The following is a 23,714-nucleotide window of genomic DNA, read 5'->3' on the forward strand; positions in this document are numbered from 1 at the left end:
GTCACTGGGTCAGGCGCTGACCGTACCAGATGTTTTAATTGATTGTATGTTCAATCAAAAAAAATCAACAAATTGCATAATTTCATTTATTCATTAATCAAGCTCAGAGTCTGGAATATGCACTCCATTTTTCATTGTTTCCCGAAGAAAAACTGGCCATTGCGACTGATCCAGTTTAACCGATGGATTCAGCGGTTCAATCAACTTTTTACTTCTGGCCAGGTATTTCTGTTTCTCTTCTTTTGAGAGATGCTTTTTGGAACCAGAACTTATTTCCGAATCAATCTTGCGGCAGAAATGATTATACAACTCCAGGGGATTAGACAAATTACCGGAAATCAACGGAATAATGCACTGACCGACAATACCAGCATCGGTTTCACTCAGTAACTCACTCCAGGGTTTTCCCGAACCGCTGTTCAATTGAAGCAGAATATTTGACAAGTGCTCTCTGCATCGTTCTTTATCATAATTATACGAACTTATATCCCACGTTGGTTTATGGGTATCCAGATCTTCAAGGTTAAATGCAAACTGGCCCAGGGCTTTTCTGGTCCGTTTCAGATATTCGAGTGTATTTTTTATACTGACCACCTCTTCACTCTTCTGCCAATCTTTTCTCATTCTGCCCCGTTGTTTCTGTAGCTGGTTGGAAATAGAGTGTTCAAATTCTTCTTCCCGCTGCTGAAAAAGCCGGGTTACCCTGTGGTACTCATTGTTGAAGGATGCTTTGATCTTTTTCACAACATCGGCAATAGCAATGATTAAATGGATATCCACATTTTTTAACATGCTGGCTCGCACTGCATGATAAAAATCATGCTGCATAAACTCGAGAATCCATCGAGCAACTATGTGGTCAGCAGTTTTTGGCAAAGGGTGACCAGGAAACGGAATAGCCATGTCTCTGAATCCTTTCAGCCCGCCGGTTCTGATATCTTCAAGCGAACTGGCCCCGATCACTGGATTGATTTTATGGGCTTCTTCCTGACAAAAACTGTCAATAAAAGCCTGTCGCAACGTGATGGATGGGCATATCACCCAACCAGTCCACCACCAGTCAACTAATAAAACGTTGAAGTTTCTGTTTGACAGGACTTTATACATCGTACGCAGCCCTTTGTCTTTATCTGAGGAATCCGGATACGTGCAGCTCCAGAAACTTGCCTCAACCGGAGGTGCTTTTTCAAGCAAACGCTTCATTTTCTCGATGATGGAACTCACATCAAAAGAAGAACCGTTAAAAAACCACTTTGACCTTTCTAGTGAAAGCGCAATGATGCCCCAGTTGGCTTCATTAGCGTTTCTGTTACCGTCAAACAGCTTGTGATGAACAATTTCAAATGATTTTATATTCCGGATACCTTCCAGGTAAACGCCCTGCAGGGTGACCAGGGTTGCAAATTCATTGCCGCTGATTTTCTTTTCCCGAAATGCACGGAGCGCTGCATAGGCAAAGGTATCAGTTTTAAAAAAGCTGAGGTGTTCATCAGTGATTTGTTCTGGCTTGCGACAACACTGGACAATTTGTTTGAGATGATCTTTGGTAATGGCATTAACCTTTTCCATGATCAATGATTGTTGGTCTGTCTTAATTCTGCGAACAACTTCTTTAAACGCCTTTGCATGGTCATCAGTGCCTGGTAAATCCAGGGGGTTTGAAGATATTCCCTTAACGTCTCTGTCCTTCAAATCCGTTGGAGGACCTGCTGAATATCTCTGGTTACCGGGCAACACAGCATCATCACTCGTGCAGCCAACACATCTGAATGCGCCGGTGATGGTGCACCAGATAGCACCAACGCGACTTGGCGCAGTATTTTCAGGCCTTAAAGACACCGGGTATCCGCTTGCCCCGGCTACACAGGAAGGGTTCATAATTCTAACCTCCATGTTAGATTTCTCGCTAATCGTTATAATTTTGACCCGGTAGAGAATAAAAAGTTCCGGGCCATAAGCCACAGAAGTTACTCTTCACTGTTACTTGATAAGATGACTCGGAACCCTGTCAGACTGCTATCCATTCAAGGCCCGTTATGCAAGAATACTTTTCCTGATTGTTTAGCTTTATCTACCAGAAGTCATTTTCATGCCCGATATTTTCGTAGCCGATTATTCAAACCCTGATCATGGTCAGGCCATTATTGAATTGCTCGACCACTACGCCAGAGACCCCATGGGTGGAGGAATGCCACTAAGCAGCTTCACCAGAGAACATCTGATTCAGGAACTGTCAAAACGTCCTTTCACATTTTCGGTGCTTTGTCTGGTTGATGGACAACCAGCCGCTCTGGCCAACTGTCTGGAAGGATTTTCTACTTTCGCCTGCAAACCTCTGATCAATATCCATGATGTGGTCGTTAATGAGTCATTCAGAGGTCAAAGCCTTTGCAGAAAACTTTTCGAAAAAATTGAACAGATCGCCAGAGAAAAAGAGTGCTGCAAAATCACGCTGGAAGTTGTGGAAGGGAATCATGTAGCACAGGCTGCTTACCGAAAGCTTGGCTTCTCGGGTTTCGAACTGGATGAACAGCTCGGACACGCCCTGTTCTGGGAGAAAAAACTCTGACTTCTCACCTTTCGCTCAAAGGCACAGATATGTCCGGAAAATACGTTAAAGTTGGCCAGAAAAATCGCCTGAAAGTCGTCGGTAAAGCAGGCTTCGGCGTATTTCTGGATGGCAGACAGTTTGATGAAATCCTGCTACCCAAAAGGCATGTCCCTGCAGACTGCAATATTGGAGATGAACTGGATGTCTTTGTCTACCTTGACTCCGACGACCATTTGATCGCAACGACAGAAACACCACTGGCCTGTGTTGGTGAGTTTGCAGCGCTGAAAGTCAAAGAAGTCAATCCGATTGGAGCCTTTCTGGACTGGAATCTGGGCAAGGATCTGCTGGTCCCCTTTCGTGAACAAAAAACCCGTATGCGCGAAGGTGGACACTATATTGTCTATCTCTACCAGGACGAAGAAACAAGACGCATCGTAGGATCCTCAAGGCTGCATAAGTTCATTGATCGCTCAGCAGGAGAGTACCAGAACAGCCAACCTGTATCCCTTTTGATTTACGATAAAACCGACCTTGGCTATATGGCCATTATTAATAACAGACACCAGGGACTGCTTTTCAGCCAGGAAGCAAACGACTCAGTCAAACCGGGTGATAAAGTACAGGGTTATATCAAGCGTATCAGACCGGATGGAAAAATAGACCTCTGTCTGAAAAAGCCCGGCTTTGATCAACAGGCGCTGGACTCTCTCAGTCAACAGATTATGGACAAACTGGCAGTTGCCGGAGGTTTTCTTCCTCTGAACGATAAAACCGATCCTGCTGAAATCAAACGGGTCTTCGGAGCCAGCAAACGTGCCTTTAAAATGGCACTGGGTGGGCTGTACAAGCAGCGTCTTATTAAAATTGAAACATCCGGTATCCGCAGCAGCCAGTGATTAACTTTCTGGCTGCAAGCTTTCTATGGCCCGGAAGATACTGGAAAAATCTTTCTTGCCCATTCCCCCGGAAACATGGCGGTTATACAGCTCATAAGCAAGGCCACCCAAAGGGGTCATAGCCTCACTGCTAGTGGCAGCCGCCATTGCCAACCCAAGATCTTTCAACATCAGCTCGCTCATAAATCCCGGCTCATAATTCCTGGAGGCCGGAGCGTTTTCCATCAGACCAGGACATGGATTATAAACCTCCAGTACCCAGTTTTTTCCTGAACTGGCCAGCATGATGTTAGAAAGTACCTCTGGGTCAAGGCCATTTTTGGTTCCAAGATTAAGCGCCTCCGAGGTACCAATCATTGAGATGGACAACAACATGTTATTGCAGGCTTTGGCCACTTGACCAGCTCCTGGTCCACCGGCCAGAAAAACATTCTTACCCATGTCCAGAAGTATCGGTTTCACCTTTTCAAACACTTCAGGGTCGGCGGCTCCGCACATAAACGACAGAGTACCTTCAGTCGCACCAGCAACGCCACCGGACACAGGCGCATCAATCATTGACCTCCCTCTCCCGGCAGCAGCAGCCGATAACTTTCTGGCGGTGTCCGCATCAATGGTACTGGTGTCGACAAGAATGGCAGAAGTGGGAGCGGAATCCAGCAAACCCTGATCCAGGTAGAGACTTTCTACATGCTTACTGGCGGGCAACATAGAAATAACAAACCCGGCTCCGGAACATGCCTGCTCTGCACTGGCTGCTGCTCTTGCTCCCAGAGTGGCCAGAGAACTCACTGCCTCGGGAACAAGGTCAAATACACTCACATCGTGACCGCCCCTGATCAGATTAGCCGCCATGGGCGCTCCCATATTACCAAGACCGATAAAGGCTACCGTTGCCATGATCAGCACTCCCAAGTGTTTGTTGTTGTCATGTCAGCGCAATCAAAAAGAGTGATACCCATATAATATGCAGGATTCCGATTGAAACTAAAACCCAGGTATTTAACGACCTGAAGTCTGCTTCAATATATCAGTATCGTCCAGAACTGCACACCCATTGATTATTTTTCACACTATCAGGCCAGGAGCCTGTACTTCAGAATATACTCATCCGCACGTGTACAATCCTGTATATTTCCGACACCCCCCATGAAAGCGAACACTCCGGCCACATCCCCCTTTAGAGAAACGACTATGATTACCTGTAGATTTTTTCGAGTACGGATAAATACGGTGTAATTAATTACATCATTGTCTTGATTATCCTGAACAAGATGCACACAATCCGCCAATCATAGTTATTAGCTGTAAACTGAACACGATGCGCAAGTACGAAGATTCTCTACCACTCAAATTGCTTAAGGCCAGAGAGGCTGCCATGAGCTTCTTCCGTCCCATGCTGCAAGAACACTCCATTACCGAACAGCAATGGCGCGTGATGCGGGTTCTGAACGACACCGACGAGATGGAGACCAAACAGCTGGCTGATGCCTGCTGCATTCTGAGCCCGAGTCTGACAGGCATTATCCAGCGTCTTGAGCAACAGGATTATGTCAGCCGCCGCAAATCATCAGAAGACCATAGACGTATTTTGGTCAAAGCTACTCCTAAAGCCAGGAAACTGTTGGACGAGATGACCCCTATGGTGGAAAACAGTTATAGCCGTCTAACCGAGGGTTTAAGTCAGGAAAAAATGGAGCGACTGAAAGAACTGCTTGATGAAGTCAGTCTGTTGACCAACTGAGATCTGTTATTTTAATTTTGTGATCGGCAGGATATCGGCTGAATAAGCCTGTCAGTTATGTCCTTAGGGCTACAAATCCCCCCTGTCGATACCGCACTGATCAATACCAACAAATAGACTACTGTGCCTGCATAAGGATAATTAAAATTGCCAACCCCCCTGCACCTGAACAGGTCAGAATTCATCTTTATTTGATGTAAAATTATTAAACTTCCCCAGAGTAAAATCATAATGAAAACCGTTTTCAGAAGCGCGGTTCTATTTCTGACTCTTAGTAGTTCTTTCACTTTTTCTGCTGGCAAGTCTTCTACTGAAGTGCTGGCTCACAGCACAACCAGCTGGGATGGTACCCTTCTGAAAAGTGTCACCCTTGAGAACCCTGAAGTCCGTGTACTGCGTATTACCATCGCCCCACGCTCAAGACTGCCCATTCACAAGCACCCTGTTATCAATGCAGGCTACCTGGTTAAAGGTGAATTAACGGTGATTCGATTGTCTGATGGCAAGCAACTGAACTTGAAAGCCGGTGATGCGCTGGTTGAGATGGTAGATGAGTGGCATTACGGAGTGAACACATCGGATGAGCCTGCAGAAATCGTTGTTGTTTATGCCGGTGATGAAGGCCAGGCTATAACGGTGTTTAAAGAAGAAGAACAATAACCTGTGAGTTCTCGCGCTGAAGCAGCCGCTGCCTGCAAACCACTCAAATGACGATCCTCCGGCAGCGCGACGTTTCTTGCACTGATTGACCCGATTCCGCAACCGGCTAGAGCGATCGCTTCTGCCGCCCCCTGTAAGCTGAACACAAGAGCCACACCAGAAATTATGCCAGAAAAGTTTCTCGATAGACGAACCCGGCTAAGGTCTAAACTGAGCAGGCTATTGCACTTATTGCTTGAATCCATCTGAGCTCTTTTAGCAAAAAAGGTATAGTCAATGAAGAATTATAATGTTTTTGCGTTGATAATCTTTGTGTTAGGGGTTTTGGCTGCAGTTAATGTTAGCCACAAATATGAAGGCAATCACGAATTGCTCGAGCCGACTTTTCATTATGGCTTTTGGTCGCTTCTTCCCGGATTAGTAACAATAGCCTTGTGCCTGATCACCAGAGAGCCACTAACAGCCTTATTGGGTGGCATCATTGTTGGTGCAATTATGCTCGGTCAATACGATTTGACTGACAAAGTGATTATTCCCAACCTGGCTAAAAAAGGCACTGCATCAATACTATTGCTGTATTTATGGCTTCTTGGCGGCCTCTTGGGGGTTTGGTCCAAAACGGGCGCTGCACAGGCATTTGCCACCTTTATGACCAAACACTTTGTAAAGGGTGAACGTTCCGCAAAAATAGTCGCCTGGCTACTGGGTGTTCTCTTTTTCCAGGGGGGGACAATAAGTACCGTACTGGTAGGTACTACTATACGTCCGATTGCTGATAAAGCGAAAGTCAGCCATGAAGAAATGAGTTACATTGTCGACTCAACGGCTTCTCCCATTGCTTCTGTACTGGCATTCAACGCGTGGCCTACTTACGTGCAGGCATTAATTTTTGTGCCCGGTGTATCATTTCTGGCAACGGAAGCGGATCGTTTAGCTTTTTTCTTTAGCAGTGTGCCTTTCAGCTTTTATAGTATTTTGGCCGTTACCGGAACACTTTTACTGTGTCTGAATATTACTTGTTTTTCCGGTTCCCTCATGAAAAAGGCACATAGAAGGGCTCTGGAAACCGGTCAGCTGGACGCTCCAGGTGCAACCCCCCTCAGCACCACCGAACTACAAACACCGAAAGTCCCCGAAAATTACAGGCCGAATGTTCTGGAATTCATTATTCCTCTGGTCAGTCTGATTGCTATCGCTGTCTTAACGTTCATCTACCTGGGCACTCCAAAAGTTAACTGGGCCTTCGGAGTCGCTTTATTGCTCTCTGCTTCCATTGCCATCGCTAAAGGTATGTCATTAACCCATGTCGTTGAAGGTTTTGGTGATGGGTTAAAAGGTGTGGTGGTTGCTTCGGTCATCCTGATGCTTGCGGTGATCATTGGCAGTATCAGCAAGGAAGTTGGCGGAGGATCATATGTCGTGTCGCTACTCGGCGAGCAGCTTCCCTATTGGTTATTGCCGGTAATTTTACAGCTGATGACTATGATCATTGCCTTTTCAACGGGTACCAGCTGGGGAACCTATGCAATCACCTTCCCCCTTACCATGCCTCTTGCCTGGGCCATCGCGCAATCACAGTCATTAGCAAATCCAAAGCTGTTTATGATGGTATGTTTCGCCACAGTATTGAACGGAAGTGTGTTCGGAGATCAATGTTCACCTATATCTGACACAACCATATTAAGCTCGATGACCACTGGCTGTGACCTGATGGATCATGTTAAGTCTCAGATCATTCCGGCAATATTTGCTGCTTCACTAGCGGCTTGTTTATGGACAGCAACCGCCTATTTTTTTGCATAAGTCTTTTACAGTCAGCAAAGCAACCCTGCAGAGAGCTCATGCGTCGAAATCCGGCAGGTAAACGTTCATTCCAGGCGCTCATCAACCTAGCTGTCGAACTTGAGCGACCGTAGCGAGGATTGCGAGAAATTTTTAGACCAATTTATCGCAACCGCACGACTGCATGGATGCAGGAGCTAGAGAAACGCAGGAGCAGTTACCGACGACTGCATGGATGCAGGAGCTAGAGAAACGCAGGAGCAGTTACCGACGACTGCATGGATGCAGGAGCTAGAGAAACGCAGGAGCAGTTACCGAGTAGGACCGTCTTAAGTCCGACAGGCTGCTAGCAATTCAGGTGTGTTAGATGAGTTTAAGAAAGCTCTTTTTGGCATCAGTTTTTCTTATATCATTACCTGTATACGCATACCAGGTCTACAAAGTTACGTCTCCCTTATCTTATGAATCATGTTCTTGTGAGACGGCAACCATTTTTAAACTGGATGATCTGCATTTTATGGCACACAGGTGTGGTGGGAGGTATCTGAGCACACGGATTAAGATCGAAAGCTTCGATGTTGAAGCTCAAACGCTTCGAATTCGTATTGGTTCCGTTTGGTATAAAGTTGCAATTCTTGGACAGGAATCAAAATGACCGTAGTAATGTACGACTGTCTCCTTCCGACAATCCGGGTGTGTCAGATGAGTTTGAAGTTACAATTCTTGAAGATTGTTTAATGTGAGAGCCGTGAAGAAGGCACGAAATCAGTGGAGAACAGCGCCACAGTTGCTACATTATTGCGAGTAGCTTTTTATTTTCTGAACAAACCACGACTCCCTCCAGTTGAAAAACCTCGAGAGTCAGACATACCCATGGTGCTGGTAGCCTGCCTCTTCGGAGAAAAACTTTCGCTCGCGCTTCGTAACGGTGAAACCAGATGATGCCGGGAGCCTGAGACAAAAACAGCTTTGAACCGGTATTACCGCCTCCCCGGATCACTGAATGCTGCTGAAGCCCTAAGGGGCGGTATTTCACAGTAAGAGTGCCTACTTCTCATGTCTGAGTTAAAACCTGTAGAACCCGAAATCTGGAACGGATGGGTAGATTACGATGGCGACCCGCAGCAGACACAACGCTGGCACCAGAAGATTAAACCCTTCTCAGAACACTCAGGCTCCAGCGGCCTGGCATTGCTGGGGCTCGCCTGTGATGAAGGCGTCAGGCGCAATCATGGCAGGGTGGGTGCCGCCAATGGCCCGGACCTGATTCGAAAATGCCTCGCCAATCTCCCCTGGAACCGGGACGATGGACTTTATGAGCTGGGTAACGTCCACTGTCAGGATGGCGATCTGGAGGGTGCACAGAATCAATTCAGTCAAACACTGGTGAAAGCCCTCAAGGAAGGCTTGCTGCCTGTTGGTCTGGGGGGGGGACACGAAATAGCCTGGGGAAGCTTTAAAGGTCTGGCAGACTTTCTGACCCAGGATCACAAGACCCCCAAAGGATTGAATATTGGCGTGATCAATTTTAATGCCCACTTTGATCTGAGAAAGCCAGAGAAAGGCGCCAGTTCCGGAACCCCCTTCTGGCAGATGGCTCAGTTCTGCGAGCATCAGAATCTCGATTTTCACTGTCTGTGTCTTGGTATCAGCCGCAGCAGTAACATTCAGGCGTTGTTCGAACGGGCCGATGCGCTCAATGTGGCTTACATCACCGATGATCAGATTCATCGGGATAACCTCGATTTTCTGATCGAAGAACTCACTTGTTTCACCTCTATGGTGGATCATGTTTATTTAACCATTGATCTGGATGCCTTTCCCTCTTACCAGGCTCCGGGGGTCAGTGCTCCGGCTGTAAGGGGCATTCCACTGGACCTGACAGCAACCCTTCTGCAGACCATCAAGGACTGCGCAAAAGTCAGGGTAATGGATATTGCTGAATACAACCCTGAATTTGATCAAGACCTGCGCACAGCCAGACTGGCTGCCTGGTTGATTAATCAACTCACCGATCAACCCAACGAATAAAAAGTATGCACCAGGGATCACAGCGACTATTACGCCTTAACAGCTTGGCAACATTGTGCGAGAATCAAGACTCCTAGACAAAGACTTTATGAGCGCATAATGGAGAAACCCCGTCGCATTTGGGTGACCACGTTACTTTTTTCGCTAACGTTTTTTGCCATGGTCACCCTTGTTCCCTGGTACGGTATTACCCATGGCTTTGAACTCCGTGAATGGATCGTTGCCGGCTTAATCCTGATGTTTAATGGCACTGCTATCACTGCTGGCTACCATCGCCTCTGGTCTCACAAGGCCTATGAAGCTCACTGGTCAGTGCGCCTCTGGTTTGCAATCTGGGGTGCCATGGCGATTCAGAACAGCATCATGAACTGGGCTTCTGGTCATCGCCGCCACCACGCCTTTGTCGACGATCACGACAAAGACCCTTACTCTGCAAGTCGTGGTTTCTGGTTCTCCCACATTGGCTGGATGCTTCGTGACTATGACCCAAAAGCCGGTGATTTTTCTAATATCAAGGACCTGCAAAGAGACCCCATTGTAGTCTGGCAGCATAAATACTATGTGCCACTGGTACTGTTGATGAACCTGTTTATACCAACACTGGCAGGATTGCTGATGGGCGATATTATTGCCATGCTTCTTCTGGGCGGGGTATTGAGACTGGTGCTGAGTCATCACTTCACTTTCTTTATCAACTCTCTGGCTCATATCTGGGGCAAGCGCCCTTACACCGATAAAAATACCGCCCGGGATAACGGCATCCTGGCTCTGGTGACCTGGGGTGAGGGTTATCACAACTACCACCATATTTTTCAGTATGATTACCGCAACGGCATACGCTGGTGGCATTTTGATCCCACCAAGTGGCTGATCTTCGGCTTCTCGAAAATCGGCCTGACTGGCAAACTGAAGCGGGTCAGTGATTATCGGATTGAAAAAGCCCGGATCGATATGCAGTACAAATATGCCAGCCAGAAACTGACCTGCCAGATTGCCCTGCAAAAGCTGGAAGAACAGTATGAACTGGTGAGCAGCACCTGGCATGACTGGAACAAACTTCGTCAGAAGTGGGTTGAACACAAAGCCCGGGAGCTGAAACAGAACTGGGAAAGCTCAGAGCTTCATAAGCAATATGAAGAGATGAAATCGTCCATGCAGGAACAGCAAAAACGCTGGCAACTGGCTCGTGCAGGTCTGTTAACCTGATCATCAAAATATACCAGTGCCATCCAGGCGTTAGCTCGCGCCAGGTTTGTTGAAGCAGAGTGCCACAACCTTCGACAAGCCCGGTGCACTGACACCTCACCACTTTCCAACCTCTCTTCAAAGCCCTTGCAGGCTTCGGTCCTCCATAAACCATTTCCATCCAGACTGCCAAAGGTGGCTAAGCTCCGGATAAGAAGCTACGGACGGAGAATTCCGTGAGTTTCGTTAAAGTATTTAAAAGTTTGCTAAAAAGTCACTTGAGTAACGAACCAAAAAATAAATTAAACATTTACAATCCTATTCGGTGAAAGACTGGTCTAATCTGGAGTGTTCATAAATATAAATTTTTGACCGTTCAAGGATACACGTGGCATTAGGTAGCAGAACCGAAGGGAAACTTTCTAAAGGCAAGCTAAAGGCCAGGCATCAATAAATAACGACTGAACTATCTGCGGTAAATTGACTAAATTATTTTCGGGATCCATGGCTATTCTGGGAAAGATCACGGTTTATGTGCTCTTCCTTAACCTGTTTCTGTCCCGTAATTATTGGAACAAATATACCAAATTCGTAGTTTTCCTTCTTTTCTCTTCGACGTTAGCTTCAGCTTCCTCGGGCAGCCTTCTGGAAAATGTCGAACAGGTCAAAAAGTATGAACATTATTTCAAAATGCTGGGAGATATTGCCCAGAGCTCGAGAGAGACCTCTACCACCCGTAATCAATATTGGCGGGTGCATATACTGCGCTCTCGTATTGATCGCACAGAATATATGCTCATCGACCCTGAACTGAGTTCTACTCCTGTGGGTAGCCCTTTGCTGGGATCACCCAAGTCTCCTGACGCTTTCGAACTTCATTCCTTGTCTGCAAGCAACCCATTTTTGGGTAGCAGCCAACACTTTATTTCCTGGCGCATTGACTACCAGAACCATACTCTGGTCAATGGCCCGCCATTTCAAAGAATGGGACTTTCTACCTTCAGGCAACTGAGTGCGAGCGGTAGTCCCATTACGTTTAATCTGGACGATGAGACTTTGCTCAGTGTCAGAATGAGGGTACAGAACCACAGAACCGGAGACCCCAGGCCCAAGCAGAGAACGTTTATTCTTGTGCCCTATGATGCAACTCACACTGCAGCCATGCTCAAGCCAGAACACAAACCCGACCAAACCTTTTTCTGTCACTACATCAACAGTCAAAACTCAACCTGTGAGGTCTGCGTAGAGTTTGAGACTCAGGAAGACGAAAAGAGCATCCATGACCTGAGGACAGCGAGCCACTTTTATGACCCGAGAAGCATTTTCAATAATCCTGTTGAGCAAGAATTATCAGGCGCTCCCTATACTTCCACACTCAGAGATGTTGACTATCAGAGGTTCCTTCAGGTCTTTGAACAAAATATCCATGCTGAATTCCTTAATGTCGAGGACGAAATGAGCGTAGACGTTTCATCAGCATACAAGTCTATAGGACATGCCGATGCCCGAGTGATTGGAAGAGGCCAGTTTTCTGTTGTTTTTACCCTCGATGTTCTGCCCGGCCTGGCTTTGCGACGTTTCCCCGGTTACACGAACAAGAGGGACGCTGACAATTTTCTGCTAACCCACGAAGCAGCACTGAAGCTTTACAAGGAATTGGGTGTCAACCTCGAGCCCACCCGGCTTCTGAGGATCAGAGCCAGAGAGGGTTTTACCATCTACATGATCCAGCGTCACCTGAAAAAAGATGAACTGGCCCAAAATTTCATCGAAGGTTTGCTGGACTTTGGCCCTGATGAAATTGCCATGTCAATCAAATCCCAGGGCAGCATTGGTGAAGTTCACGAGATGGGATACGCAGAAGCGGTTAGCCGCATTCTGCATGCTGTAATCGCCGCCATCTATAAAAACCTGGTTAAACTGGGCAACGAAGATTGTGCCCACAGAATCTGCTGCGATGCCAAACCCGATAACTTTGCCGTTGGCTTTTCATACCGTAAGGAGTGGAAAAGAAACAACCTATACCTTCGTGACGTGATCACTCAGGCTGATCTAACGGATTTTCATCCCTGCTCTCTGGTGTTATTTGATCAATTGCTTTTCGATGGCGGCCCTGAAGCTGCATTGCTCACCTACATCCTGGGCTACAACCCCTACCAGGGGTATCAAGAGAAGATTAAAAACTGGGCTGATGCCAAACAGCTGATTGTTAAATCGCTGGCAAACATTGCCTATCACGCCGGCGATATGGCGTATGAGATCATGCCAGAGCTGGTAGACCGAACGCGTGTGATGCTTCTGGATGAGTGGCAATCCAGCCCGGAACTCAGTCGACGTTATATGGACTACCTGCGTCAGGGCCCCGTTCCACAGTTTGATGCCGGTAAACTGCCATTGGACCGACTGTTCTTTGATCCCGATGAAATTACGGCTGAGAGTGTGATTCAGTATCGAAACAATAGCTCGAGAAATAATCTCAAGCTAAAGCTTCACCATTACCTTTTAAAACTGACCAGAGAGATGCGACCTGAACAGTTCAATCATCAGCTCTATCTACCCGTTGACTATCAACAGGACTGGTGGTTGCGTATCGTGGACAAAAAATACCGGGATGATTTTTCAAAAGCGCTGGAAAGTCGCTTCTCTGAACTCGAAGCCAATCAGACGAATGATAGTGAGCCCAGTAAGGTGGCCAGCGACTTTCTGAGAACACTGGTCAATTCGGTAGCGGCCGACCGCACATTGGTCGATGAAGCAAAATTAAGCCGACTTATCAACTGGCATATCATGGCCGGCAGGATACCCGAGCATGAGCAAGAACAAAGAAAAAAACATGAAGGCGAGTTAAAAAGAATCGAAAGAGACTACCTCATTCGAAGAGTCAACCACTTTTACTCAAGTCGACTCCAAAGCCTGCATAGGAATCAATGGCCAGGCTTGCCGGCTAATAAATTATTTGAATTACAAGCGGTTCGTGCCAATGAAATTTATGAAGACAGCCTGAAAGCTTTCAAAAAGGGATTCAGCAAACTACAACAACTTTTTTGGTCGCACCTGGTAAACCGTCACCAGCCACCCCTGTCAAAAGGCGAGCAGAAACAGCTTGATACCATCAAAAAAGATGAGTGGATACAACAGGTCAATCAGAAGTATTCAGAAAAAATACAAGCCACCCTGCACCGCGCACTAGGAGAGCAAGCTTTCGAAGATAAAATACCGCTATTGGCCAACGACTCCCTGCTTGAGGTACTCATCCGGGAAATTTTATCCGATCCCCGTATTCCTCTGTTTACTGATGAATGCGCTTCTGCCACAGAGCAGGAACGGGATTATATGGTCATCGATGAACCGGACAATGCGCCTGTAAAAAGAAGCAGTTCTCCTGTCAGCCAACAATCAAAACGGGTAGAGCTGACACAGCCGTCCCCGGCCAGTGAATTACTGACAACAGGAAACGGGGCCATTAGCCTTAGCCGAAAAGGCCTTGCCGAGCTGATGAAAAAATGGGGTGTTTACCCTATGGACGTCGTGCAGGCGGAAGCCACGACCTTTCCTGAGGCCTATAGCCGACTGAAATCCCAGAGCTGGGCCAAAGCGTTGAATAATCTTAATACTTCCTTTCCCATTTCTGCGGTTTACCCACTGCCGGAAACCGTCAGATTGCGTTTAAGACCCCGGGTTTATGAACGTCACTACCTGGCCAGAGAGCTCAGACTAATATCCAGCCATGACAAAGTGCAATTTCCAAGTTACACCCACAGGGACACGCTGATTCAAGCGATCAAGGAAGTCATGGAGCATAGAAATCAGAGTCGCGAGCCAAAACCTCTGGTGATTATTGACTTTTCCTCATCTATTGATGAAACGATATCCGGTGCCACCTATCACTCCGCACCTCCACCCTCACCGCCCAGAATCATCGTGATTCAGTCAAGCCCTAGTCCTCACGAGTCCGAAAAATTGAGTCAGGTTAAACAGGTGAGCATCCCCCTTGCACAATTAAACCAATGGATTGTTGAGAACAGAAATTACGACTATCTCCTCAGGATTTTAAGTGTTAGCGATGAAGATCGATGGTTCACCCTCAAACTGCCTGAATCCGTCAAAAGTAAAAGAGACAGAAGAAAAACTCTCACCGATAACCAGATGTTGCGGGATCAATTACCCCCCCCCCTGACTTCGCAGTCGTTCCACCCTTTTAAGCGAACCAAACCGGAAAACCTTCCCCTGACCCCCCATGAATACATAGAGCTGGAACAACGGGGAGTCACGGAATTATCACTGGCAGAACTGACCCGGCTCAGAGCCCGGCAGGCTGCATTACAGGCGAACCTGAATCAGCTGGAACAAGAGGCTATCAATGCCCTGAAATCACAACGATGGCAAACTGTAAACGTAGCTCCAGACCACTTCTGCCTCTACAACAGCCTGGTTCACTTGTTGAATATGAGGCCTGAAACTGCCAGTAAGCTCATTGACCATATCATCGCCCTGCTGAGAAAACTGGTATTAACCCGACCTGATGGCATGAATTCTCAAATTATTGACGGCCTGTTTCGAAACATTATCTTTCTGGCTTTAAAAAACAATGTAATCAGCCATCATCTTCTGTTCCAGCTGAGACACCTGCTCTTTAATGATACTCCCCTGCTCAAGAATACGCTCAAAGGATTCCTGAGCCATCTACCCAGACACCTTCGTGAACATCTGCCTGCGAGCTACCAGGAGACCCTGGACACACTCGACACCATGGATAGCGATGAACTATGGTCCCTCTTGAATCAGCTGATCACCCATTCAGGTAACAATACCGCTCTTGATCTATTGTTAGCGGACCTGATTAACCAATTAGCGGTTTTTGCCGGTCAAACCCAACAAATACAACTGATTAATGACCTGGTTCAGCATCTGAGCAACCAATGGCATCAGGATGGCTCCAGGTTAACGCCTTATATTTTGTTTCTCGGACTGGGAGCCCAGGCCCTTGACGATCTCATGGACAACCCCACTCAGGCTGGCTTACAGATGCTTCAGGGTCTTACGCCTATTCAGCCGGGACAACATATGTGGGGGGATAACAATGTCGTAGAACACCTTCTGATGCCTTTGCTACGCGCAGCGAATACGCCGCTGAACGTCATGATTGTTACTCCTGCCGTTCACAACTTTCAAAACCCGCTGGGTGCCATGTTTATACCGGCAATGGCTGGCAACCCCGCCCTTGGGGCGATGCCGGTGCCCAGCCATGACTCCTCGCAGATCGCAGAATGGCTTGATGATCGGGGCACCATCACACTGTTCCATGGCAATCTGCAAGCGCCACTGATCGCAGACAATTTCATAAACGCTGGCAATCACTGGCAGCCTGTTGTGCGAACACCGCAACCGAAGACATTAGCTCCAGCGGTAAGCCTTAAAACGAAGGACTCCTCTTCTGAACAACAGCCTGTTATCTCTCTCATTGACATAAAAACCGAGCCTGAATCCCCGCCTCCCCTGTCCGCATTCAGGAGCGATTACTCTGACAATGATGGCATTGAGATCCCTGAAGATTACCTGCCCGGGGACTATGGAAGTCTGATGGCAACAAGGGCACCCAGTGTACTTGAAGGAATTTACTGGGTTCGCTGGCTGGTGATTATTATGACTCTGGTCGTGCATAACGTCTCAGACGGTTGATGGAAACGAAACATTTAGCCGCCAACTTCATCTCCCTTGGCTATTCTGAACAGGTTGCTAAGATTTTGCTTGAGGCAGGGCGTGGTCAAACCCTCTATTCGAAAAAAAATCATTCTTTTCACCGTAGTGCCCGTCACACTCTTCTATAACCTGCTGAGTGCCTTGCACATCTATACCTCTTTCAAGGAGTCCTCCCATGAGATAGAGATACAGATGCGCAACAACATTGTGCACTTTGCCCGTAACCTTGATGCCTACACTCAGGAGATCATGTCCCAGGCTAAAGCCCAGATTCGTTTATTACAGACTGAAAGCTACCCGACCTACCCGTTGCTACACAGTATTCTCGCTTCCAGCCCCTTCCTGACCAGAGTCTGCTGGATTGACACTAAAAATATAGCGACTTCAGCGTGTATCAATAAACGCAAAAACAAGGCAGAACCCACCCAACTGCCCGCAATGCCGCCCACCGAACTGGGCAGCAACTGGCTGCAGCTGCTCAAACAGAATGACTACTGGAGCAAGCTCTATCGGGATGCCAAAACCGGCAAGAGACTGGTCAGTTTTATTGTCCCGAGCTCTCAAAAGGGCGATGGGCATCTGCTTAAACTGGATGTTGATATCAATCGTATGGTTCACGATGTCATCAATCCAAAGCTGTTTGAAGGACGCAATATCGGGATCAACCTCTGGAAATTCAATATGGTCGACCGCAGCGGTGACTACCTCTACAGCGACAGCATTCAGGCGAACCGCTTTGGCCATAAAAACCTGCGCCAGACCGGTGAAGTTTATGGTATCGAAGGGTTCGGCAACAAGATCGAGGAGTGGATTGATTCCGGGCGGGCCGAGACCTTCCGGGCCTGGCTGCCAAACCCTCAGTATCAAAAAGAATACTGGTTCTTCGGTGCCCCGGTGTCTTCTTCCCAGTGGTGGCTCTATACCTCAGTCAGTCGACAACATGCTCTCCAGGGAGTGCTCGACATAGCCTTGCTGGACATTGCTATTATGCTGATCTCCCTGCTCTTGATTCTGGGTGGCATCTGCTATGCCTCCAAAAAAATCACCAACCCCCTGATTACCCTGAAATCCTGCATGGATAACTTTATCGAGCATCATAAGCTTGTTGAACTGCCCGACACCCATTCCAGGGACGAAGCCGGCTCCCTGGCCCGTTCATTTGTAAAACTGACTCAGTGGCTTGATGCCAGGGACCTTGCCCTGCACCAGGCCAGAGCCAACAATATGGGGCATATCGTTCAGGGGTTGAAAGGACGCTACTTTTATTTCCAGCTCAACACTGACGGCAAAATTGTTCATATCAGTCGTTCGGTGAAATCGGTCCTGGGCTATCGCAGTGAAGAGTTTTCCGGCCCACTGGAGAACTTTTTGAGTCACGATCCGGGCAATTGCAACTACAAAGTCAATTTTGAGAAAGCACTGAGAGGAGAGCCGGTAGAAGCTTTTGAACTGGATATCCAGAATAAACAGGGACAGTCCCGAAGGATTGAACTGTTCTGGAACGCCATGACTTCCGGACAGCAAAGAGTGATTGAAGGACTGGCCAATGATGTCACTGAACGGGTTAGTGATACCCTTAAATTCAAGGCTTTGCTGGATTCTGCACCAGATGCCATGATCATCCTGAATCCGGATGGCATTATCGTCATGGTCAATACCAGAGCTGTCGAACTACTGGGCTTCCTTCGCGATGACCTTATCAATATGCCCCTTTCTCTGCTTGTTCCTCCTCAATCCCGGGAGAACCATCCTTTGATCAGCCCTCTGCTAGAAAGAGCCTGGAAGCGAACACAACTGTTTCGTCGGGAGACAGAAGCCGTTGACCGACGTGGGCGCACCTTTCCAGCAGAGTTAACCAGTAATCCACTGATTACCCGCGACGGTATTCTTATATACGTTGTCATCCGGGATATCACGGAAAGCAAACAGATTGAGCTGGCCCTGCTGAGAGCAAGGGACGAAGCGATTACCGCCAGTCGCTCAAAAAGCCTGTTCCTGTCGTGCATGAGTCATGAGTTACGAACACCATTGAATGGTGTCATTGGCTATGCGCAGGTGTTACAGCGGTCAGGAGGACTGAACCCCGGACAGCACCGGAAGCTGGCCATTCTTGAGCGGTGTGGCCAGCATCTGCTAACCCTGATTAACGACATTCTTGATCTTACTAAAATTGAGACTCAGGGTGTGGACCTGCACCCGGTATCAATTAACCTCAGACGGTTGCTGTTGGAAACCCGGGAGTTTTTTGTCCCAAGGGCAGAGCATAAAGATTTACAGTTAATATTGACCATTGATGAGCAGGTTCCGGAGTGGATAGAAGTTGATGATGTCAAGCTAAGGCAAATTTTGACCAACCTTCTGGGCAACGCCATTAAATATACCGAAGAAGGCTCCGTTGAAATCCGCATTGATGCGGTGGATGAACGACTCTGCTTTTCAGTGAAAGATACCGGCGTAGGCATTGATCCGGATAATTTTGAAATTATCTTTGACCCCTTCAGACAGTTGGATGAAAGCCTGAAGTCAGGAGGCACCGGATTGGGTCTGGCCATTAGTCGCCACCTGGTTAAAGCCATGGGAGATGACCTGACTGTTACCAGCCATGTCGGCCAGGGTAGCAGCTTCAGGTTTTCGATCCCGTTGAAAGAAGTTCCGGCCCTGGATACCGATAATGTTTTTTCTTCCGACCAGGTGGAACTGATACTGGCTGACAATCAGACCTACACCGCACTGATTGTTGATGATCTGGAAATAAACCGTGACCTGCTTAAAGTCATCATGGAAGAAGCCGGCTTCAAAACCCTGCAGGCCTGTGATGGGCTGGAAGCTCTGGCTCGCCTGGAAATCCAGAAACCGGAGCTGGTCATGATGGATATCAGAATGCCCAAAATGGATGGAATGGAAGCACTCAAACATATCCGTCTGAATCCCGAACTGAAAAACCTGAAAGTGATCGCTGTGACCGCCAGCGCAGGCTCTGACATCCAGACAAGACTCAAGCAGGCAGGATTTGACGGCGTGCTGGCCAAACCCTTCAAGGTGAATTACCTGCTACAAGTAGTGGCCAGCCTTTTGAATCTGGATATCAGGAAGTCTCGCGTAGCCGCCGATAAAGCAGAAGTTTCTGAACTGCCGCAACTGGATGAGACTCATAAAAAAGCATTGCTGAGAAAGGTCTCCCGGGTGCTTGAATTCGGTGATATACAAGAACTGACGTCCATAACGGATGAGTTCAAAGAAGCACATTTACAGACCTATTGCCAGTACCTTCTGCAAATTGCCGAGGCCTGTGATGTGGACGAGCTGGAAAAGTTCTACGAGCAACTGCAGAGCCAGTCTTCAGAGAGCCCGGTCTGAAGGTGCAAATCACTACAACAGAGCTCAGTATTAACCTATACTGCGCCATTATTAATCCCATCGAGTAACCCATGAATTCAACTTCAATTATTCAGGAAATTCAGGCCAAACTGACTCTCACCCTGAAAGACATCTACACATTGGCACTCAATGCCGATGAACAGCTGGAGATTCTGCAAAAACAAGAGAAAGGCAACTTTTCTGCCATTTTTCAGAAGGACTCAGGCTTCAGTGCCTCCGCTAACCGCTTTCTGCCCTATCTGATCGAATTAAATGACGAAATTGAAAGTCTGCCCATTATGGAACCTGAAAACCAGAGAGCCACGATTGAGGGCATTATGAAGAAAATGAGAATGATGCACGAAGTACTGGCCAGATTTCATAGCATCAAAGACGAAACCCTGCACTGAGCAGAGGACGGGCTGCCGACACGCGGCTGGAGCGAATCCGTCGCAGATACCCCTTGCAAAATAAGGTCGACAGGTTAATATACGACTTCGTCAGCGGGGCACTTTCAGAAACCCCAAAGCGAAAGTCGGAGCGTAGCGCAGCCTGGTAGCGCACCACAATGGGGTTGTGGGGGTCGGAGGTTCGAATCCTCTCGCTCCGACCAGTTTTTCCGGACACTATTCCACGTTTGTTTGTGAGCTTGAACCATCAGAGCGATTTACTCTTTGACGAACTGTGTTATCAGGCACACATTCTTCATAGGATGGTGGAGGATTCTCTAAGTCTTCATCGATGAAGTCCCGCTGAGGTTGAAAAGCAACTACTGCATTTCGAATAGCTTCAGATTCTAATCGATCAAGTTCCTTAAAAAACTCTTTCCCGATCGAGTGACTTATCTGAGAGCCAGCTAACCACCCAGCTGCAGTTGCTACCGCAATCCCTAAATTACTACATGACATATATTTCGCAACAGAAAAACAGAAAGCGGAAACAGTCAATGGAGGGACTACCGCCATTCGTTGTCGTATATAAAACTTTCCATCATTGGAGTATTTATTATAATGATCAACATCCCAGAGAATATTTCTGATGGATAATTCTTTTACGGACCTCGTCAGGAATTGACCAACACTTGAACCCGTTTCTGGTTCTGCTTGTCTGCCTTGTTCAACAGTTGGATGACCGACTGCTTGACTATTTACATTCATAAGATACCTCCTTTTTTTAAACTATGAATCGTTCAAATTACTTTATCTTTAAAGAGAATCAGTTTCCCTGACATTTGCGATAGTGCAACTGACAAAATCCATTGGATATTTGGGATTGATAATCTGTCGAAAGAATTAAATTTGCTTCCTATAAATTAAGACCATAAAAATAAACGATAGTTCCATTCACTGCATTTTCAGATTCAAATAATTTATTATTCCTGACCAGTCCGCTTTCAATCCCGCCAACAAGTGATCAAACCGCTGCGCAGCTTTTCTCATGCTGCCAAAGAAAGCATGCCAAGAAAGATAGCCGTGTTGAATAACTGTGAACTTTTATGTCCATTGACTGTCGAAAAGCAAAGATTTCCATGGAAGTTATAGCTATGAGTCACGGTTTAACCCCAATCAACACCACAGCCGATACAAGCACGAGCCCTGCAGATTCCACAACATCAAAGCCAAAATCTACATTGAACCCTGAGGCGCCAGCATTTATTCCACGTACTCAGAGTACTCAGCAACATTGGAATCCACCCGCCAATATCAGAGACCGGCAAGCAACTGCAAGCCAGGACCTTTCTACGCCGACGTTTCAACAACACAGAAAAAAACATCATAACGCTTATTCAGGCATGATTGATGATGCTTACAAAGAACTCAGAAAACACAAATTCACAACGGCAGAAAAAGCATTTCGGACCCTCCTCAAAAACTCTGAGGAGACACTGAGTCAATTTCAGCGCCATTCTGTACTGATGGGGCTTGCAAGGTCGCTAAAAGAACAAACCCAAGAAAAACAGTTAGAAGCCTGTTCTCTTCTGGAAGAACTCAGATCAAATGGAACATTCTCTCAATCCGGAGCTTCGACCATACCCTACCTTGAGCTGACCCTGAGCCAATGCGAACAGACGCTGGGAAGGTACCTCAAGGCTGAAACACGACTTTTAATTCTGAGCAACAAAAAGCCCAATGCCAACGAGTGGGCACTGTGTCAGCCTTCCGGGGATTATACCGTTGATATTGCACTGGCCCGGCTATGGGAGATTATGAACAAACGCAAGCTGGCTGAAACACTGCTACTGAAAATCCTGGCAGAACTGACTCAAAAACTTCAGTCACGTCTATCCGCTCGCGCTGCCAATAAATTTTGCAAATACCTCCACGACGCAAATATGACTCTGGTACTACTCTGGGAGCGGATGGGCAAACAGCAAGGGGCTGAAAACCTGCTTCTGGAGATGAGTGGCAAGCCCCCCAATGCCAGCGAAGACATTCTATGCAGGCCCTGTGAGCATCTGGACATCAACCTGAGCCTGGTGCAAATATGGGAGGTAATGGGCAAATATAAACTGGCGGAAAAACTGCTGTTGAATATGAGTGGCAAGCGCGCCGATGCCAATGAGGACCGTCTGTGTCAGCCCACAAAGCATGACATTGATCTGGTACTGGTACGACTCTGGCAGTTGATGGACAAACATAAACTGGCTGAAAAACTGCTGCTGAAAATGGCTGGCAAGGATCCTGAAGCCAGTGAGGAAGTCCTGTGCAGCCCCTGTGAGCATGAAAACCTCAATCTGCCCCTGGCACGACACTGGGAGGTGATGGGCAAATATAAACTGGCTGAAAAACTGCTGCTGAACGTCAGTGGCAAGCACCCTGATGCCAGTGAGAAACACCTCTGCAAAATCTCTGGAAAGTTTGCTATTGATCTGGCTCTGGCAATACTCTGGCGAGTGATGGGCAACATTGAATGGAGTGAAAAACTGTTGCTGAACATCAGTGGCAAGGACCCTGATGCCAATGCGGAAGTCCTTTGCAGGCCCACAGGAGATCATAAAATTGACCTGGCTCTGATGCGACTCTGGGAGATGACAGATGGCAAACATGAATGGGCTGAAAGACTGCTGCTTAACATGAGTGGCAAGCCCCCTGACGCCACTGAGGAAGCCCTGTGCAAGCCTTGTGGAAATAAAGAAATTGATCTGGCTCTGGCGCGACTCTGGGAGCTGACAGAGAGCACACATGAACGGGCTGAAAGACTGCTGCTGAACATGAGTAACAAGAGCCCTGATGCCAGTGAGGAAGACCTGTGCAAGCCCTCCGGGAATCATGATATTGATCTGGCTCTGGCGCGTCACTGGAAAGCAGTGGGCAAAATTCAACGGGGCAGGAAACTGATTGAACGTTGCAGTGGACTCTATCATTCGCTTGAATGTGAATTGTTACTGTTGAACTTCCATGTCGGGCAAGCAGGATTTATGGAAATGATTACCCGGTATCCGAAAAATGCCAATACACTGCTGACGACTTCGATCCATTATTTCATCCTGGCATGTGTGCAGATAACAGAGGGTGGCCCGGAATCAGGAAAAGATACTCTCAAAACGGCTCTTGAGTTCGCAGAATCAGCATTGCAGAAGTGTCCCACAAATGCGGGCGCGGTGTCGCAAAAAGCGCACTGTCTGAGAATGATGAGCGCCGATCAGCAAGTATGGAAAGGATTGTTCCAAAGAGCCCGTCGCCTTGAACCCAGTCGAGAGCATAAAGATAAAACCGATCATTGGCAAAGTGCAGAAACCGCAGCTCTTCGGAAGGTGCGAGGTCGCGCAGAGTTAAAATGAACTTCTGTCCCTGTGAACAGTCAA

Annotated in this window: 14 protein-coding genes and 1 tRNA gene; 12 read left to right on the plus strand and 3 right to left on the minus strand. The window is 47.4% G+C overall.

What is annotated here, in order from left to right; all coding sequences use genetic code 11:
- Window positions 1–93 precede the first annotated feature (93 nt).
- On the minus strand, window positions 94–1,878 hold the full coding sequence (locus tag ACOMHB_RS18295) for a hypothetical protein (protein ID WP_448217690.1): 1,785 nt from the start codon (window positions 1,876–1,878) through the stop codon (window positions 94–96).
- Window positions 1,879–2,089: 211 nt separating this feature from the next.
- Between ACOMHB_RS18295 and ACOMHB_RS18300 the strand changes: the two genes are divergently transcribed.
- Window positions 2,090–2,569, plus strand: a complete 480-nt coding sequence (locus ACOMHB_RS18300) for a GNAT family N-acetyltransferase (RefSeq protein ID WP_422138489.1) — start codon at window positions 2,090–2,092, stop codon at window positions 2,567–2,569.
- A gap of 29 nt (window positions 2,570–2,598) precedes the next feature.
- On the plus strand, window positions 2,599–3,450 hold the full coding sequence (locus ACOMHB_RS18305; protein WP_448217691.1) for a CvfB family protein: 852 nt from the start codon (window positions 2,599–2,601) through the stop codon (window positions 3,448–3,450).
- Here ACOMHB_RS18305 and mmsB read toward each other — a convergent pair whose 3' ends face one another.
- Window positions 3,451–4,350 (minus strand): 3-hydroxyisobutyrate dehydrogenase, encoded by a 900-nt coding sequence (gene mmsB, locus ACOMHB_RS18310; protein WP_422138491.1) that lies wholly within the window; start codon window positions 4,348–4,350, stop codon window positions 3,451–3,453.
- Window positions 4,351–4,771: 421 nt separating this feature from the next.
- On the opposite strand from mmsB, the gene hpaR reads away from it, so the two are divergent.
- From hpaR to ACOMHB_RS18355, 9 genes are all read left to right on the plus strand, one after another.
- On the plus strand, window positions 4,772–5,194 hold the full coding sequence (hpaR, locus tag ACOMHB_RS18315; protein WP_422134544.1) for a homoprotocatechuate degradation operon regulator HpaR: 423 nt from the start codon (window positions 4,772–4,774) through the stop codon (window positions 5,192–5,194).
- Between the two features lie 231 nt (window positions 5,195–5,425).
- Window positions 5,426–5,854, plus strand: coding sequence for a cupin domain-containing protein (locus ACOMHB_RS18320; protein ID WP_448217692.1), 429 nt, complete (start codon window positions 5,426–5,428; stop codon window positions 5,852–5,854).
- Window positions 5,855–6,130: 276 nt separating this feature from the next.
- Window positions 6,131–7,657 (plus strand): Na+/H+ antiporter NhaC family protein, encoded by a 1,527-nt coding sequence (locus tag ACOMHB_RS18325; protein WP_422134546.1) that lies wholly within the window; start codon window positions 6,131–6,133, stop codon window positions 7,655–7,657.
- A gap of 1,035 nt (window positions 7,658–8,692) precedes the next feature.
- A complete protein-coding gene (gene hutG, locus ACOMHB_RS18330; protein ID WP_448217693.1) occupies window positions 8,693–9,667 on the plus strand; it encodes a formimidoylglutamase in 975 nt (324 codons plus the stop codon).
- 99 nt (window positions 9,668–9,766) lie between these two features.
- The gene (locus ACOMHB_RS18335; RefSeq protein ID WP_422134548.1) at window positions 9,767–10,873 is read left to right on the plus strand and encodes an acyl-CoA desaturase; all 1,107 of its coding nucleotides are present in this window, start codon (window positions 9,767–9,769) and stop codon (window positions 10,871–10,873) included.
- Window positions 10,874–11,332: 459 nt separating this feature from the next.
- A complete protein-coding gene (locus ACOMHB_RS18340) occupies window positions 11,333–16,531 on the plus strand; it encodes a hypothetical protein (RefSeq protein ID WP_448217694.1) in 5,199 nt (1,732 codons plus the stop codon).
- 81 nt (window positions 16,532–16,612) lie between these two features.
- A complete protein-coding gene (locus tag ACOMHB_RS18345) occupies window positions 16,613–19,909 on the plus strand; it encodes a PAS domain S-box protein (RefSeq protein ID WP_448217695.1) in 3,297 nt (1,098 codons plus the stop codon).
- Window positions 19,910–19,980: 71 nt separating this feature from the next.
- Window positions 19,981–20,319, plus strand: coding sequence for a hypothetical protein (locus ACOMHB_RS18350; RefSeq protein WP_422134551.1), 339 nt, complete (start codon window positions 19,981–19,983; stop codon window positions 20,317–20,319).
- Window positions 20,320–20,445: 126 nt separating this feature from the next.
- A tRNA-Pro gene (locus ACOMHB_RS18355) sits at window positions 20,446–20,522 on the plus strand.
- Window positions 20,523–20,535: 13 nt separating this feature from the next.
- Here ACOMHB_RS18355 and ACOMHB_RS18360 read toward each other — a convergent pair.
- Complete coding sequence (locus tag ACOMHB_RS18360) at window positions 20,536–21,066, minus strand: hypothetical protein (protein WP_448217696.1); 531 nt, start codon at window positions 21,064–21,066, stop codon at window positions 20,536–20,538.
- Window positions 21,067–21,452: 386 nt separating this feature from the next.
- On the opposite strand from ACOMHB_RS18360, the gene ACOMHB_RS18365 reads away from it, so the two are divergent.
- Complete coding sequence (locus tag ACOMHB_RS18365) at window positions 21,453–23,690, plus strand: hypothetical protein (RefSeq protein ID WP_448217697.1); 2,238 nt, start codon at window positions 21,453–21,455, stop codon at window positions 23,688–23,690.
- Window positions 23,691–23,714 lie beyond the last annotated feature (24 nt).

The sequence above is a fragment of the Endozoicomonas sp. 2B-B genome (assembly GCF_053470045.1).

What these genes read in the sequence shown, in the direction of transcription:
- ACOMHB_RS18295 (WP_448217690.1), bottom strand. Translation starts at nt 1,878, where the DNA reads ATGAACCCTTCCTGTGTAGCCGGGGCAAGCGGATACCCGGTGTCTTTA.
- ACOMHB_RS18300 (WP_422138489.1), top strand. Translation starts at nt 2,090, where the DNA reads ATGCCCGATATTTTCGTAGCCGATTATTCAAACCCTGATCATGGTCAG.
- ACOMHB_RS18305 (WP_448217691.1), top strand. Translation starts at nt 2,599, where the DNA reads ATGTCCGGAAAATACGTTAAAGTTGGCCAGAAAAATCGCCTGAAAGTC.
- mmsB (WP_422138491.1), bottom strand. Translation starts at nt 4,350, where the DNA reads ATGGCAACGGTAGCCTTTATCGGTCTTGGTAATATGGGAGCGCCCATG.
- hpaR (WP_422134544.1), top strand. Translation starts at nt 4,772, where the DNA reads ATGCGCAAGTACGAAGATTCTCTACCACTCAAATTGCTTAAGGCCAGA.
- ACOMHB_RS18320 (WP_448217692.1), top strand. Translation starts at nt 5,426, where the DNA reads ATGAAAACCGTTTTCAGAAGCGCGGTTCTATTTCTGACTCTTAGTAGT.
- ACOMHB_RS18325 (WP_422134546.1), top strand. Translation starts at nt 6,131, where the DNA reads ATGAAGAATTATAATGTTTTTGCGTTGATAATCTTTGTGTTAGGGGTT.
- hutG (WP_448217693.1), top strand. Translation starts at nt 8,693, where the DNA reads ATGTCTGAGTTAAAACCTGTAGAACCCGAAATCTGGAACGGATGGGTA.
- ACOMHB_RS18335 (WP_422134548.1), top strand. Translation starts at nt 9,767, where the DNA reads ATGGAGAAACCCCGTCGCATTTGGGTGACCACGTTACTTTTTTCGCTA.
- ACOMHB_RS18350 (WP_422134551.1), top strand. Translation starts at nt 19,981, where the DNA reads ATGAATTCAACTTCAATTATTCAGGAAATTCAGGCCAAACTGACTCTC.
- ACOMHB_RS18360 (WP_448217696.1), bottom strand. Translation starts at nt 21,066, where the DNA reads ATGAATGTAAATAGTCAAGCAGTCGGTCATCCAACTGTTGAACAAGGC.
- ACOMHB_RS18365 (WP_448217697.1), top strand. Translation starts at nt 21,453, where the DNA reads ATGAGTCACGGTTTAACCCCAATCAACACCACAGCCGATACAAGCACG.